1 rRNA gene (cut by a window edge) is annotated in these 1,604 nt (G+C 50.1%); it reads left to right on the top strand.

What is annotated here, in order from left to right:
• Positions 1-47: 47 nt before the first annotated feature.
• Positions 48-1,604 (top strand): 23S ribosomal RNA (locus tag HNR27_RS17985); it runs 1,459 nt beyond the window's last position.

Genomic DNA, 1,604 nt, shown 5'->3' on the forward strand with positions numbered 1-1,604 from the left:
ATAAAGCAAAGGCTATTAATATAGTGTAATGCTTATTCATTGTAGATAGTTAAGTGAATAAGGGCGCACGGTGGATGCCTTGGCACTAGGAGCCGATGAAGGACGGGACTAACACCGATATGCCTTGGGGAGTCGTAAGTAGACATTGATCCAAGGATTTCCGAATGGGGGAACCCACTGTTCGTAATGGAACAGTACCCATACCTGAATACATAGGGTATGGGAGGTAGACTCGGGGAACTGAAACATCTCAGTACCCGAAGGAAGAGAAAGCAAATGCGATTTCCTGAGTAGCGGCGAGCGAAACGGAACTAGCCCAAACCAAGAAGCTTGCTTCTTGGGGTTGTAGGACACTCCTTTAGAGTTACAAAGGAATTCTTTAGATGAAGCTACCTGGAAAGGTAAGCCATAGAAGGTAACAGCCCTGTAATCGAAAAGGAATTCTCTCTGGAGTGTATCCTGAGTACGGCGGAACACGTGAAATTCCGTCGGAATCCGGGAGGACCATCTCCCAAGGCTAAATACTCCCTAGTGACCGATAGTGAACCAGTACCGTGAGGGAAAGGTGAAAAGCACCCCGGGAGGGGAGTGAAAGAGAACCTGAAACCGTGTGCCTACAAGTAGTCGGAGCCCGTTAATGGGTGACGGCGTACCTTTTGTAGAATGGACCGGCGAGTTACGATCGTATGCGAGGTTAAGTGGAAGACACGGAGCCGTAGCGAAAGCGAGTCTGAATAGGGCGAATATAGTATGCGGTCGTAGACCCGAAACCGTGTGATCTACCCATGTCCAGGGTGAAGGTCAGGTAACACTGACTGGAGGCCCGAACCCACGTATGTTGAAAAATGCGGGGATGAGGTGTGGGTAGGGGTGAAATGCCAATCGAACACGGAGATAGCTGGTTCTCTCCGAAATAGCTTTAGGGCTAGCCTCAAGGGATGAGTACTGGAGGTAGAGCACTGATTGGACTAGGGGCCCTCATCGGGTTACCGAATTCAGTCAAACTCCGAATGCCAGATACTTTACCTTGGGAGTCAGTCTATGGGTGATAAGGTTCATAGACGAAAGGGAAACAGCCCAGACCGCCAGCTAAGGTCCCAAAGTATACGTTAAGTGGAAAAGGATGTGGAGTTGCACAGACAACCAGGATGTTGGCTTAGAAGCAGCCACCATTTAAAGAGTGCGTAATAGCTCACTGGTCGAGTGACTCTGCGCCGAAAATATACCGGGGCTAAACGTATCACCGAAGCTGCGGATTGTCTTACGACAATGGTAGGAGAGCGTTCTAAGTGCTGTGAAGTCAGACCGTGAGGACTGGTGGAGCGCTTAGAAGTGAGAATGCCGGTATGAGTAGCGAAAAAAGAGTGAGAATCTCTTTCACCGAATGCCTAAGGTTTCCTGAGGAAGGCTCGTCCTCTCAGGGTTAGTCGGGACCTAAGCCGAGGCCGAAAGGCGTAGGCGATGGACAACAGGTTGATATTCCTGTACCACCTCATAATCGTTATGAGCAATGGAGGGACGCAGGAGGATAGGGAAAGCGCGCGTATGGATGTGCGCGTCCAAGCAGTGAGGGTGTTGGATAGGCAAATCCGTCCAACTGAGAC

The sequence above is a fragment of the Ornithinibacillus bavariensis genome (assembly GCF_050433565.1).
In the GTDB taxonomy this organism is placed as follows: domain Bacteria; phylum Bacillota; class Bacilli; order Bacillales; family Amphibacillaceae; genus Ornithinibacillus; species Ornithinibacillus bavariensis.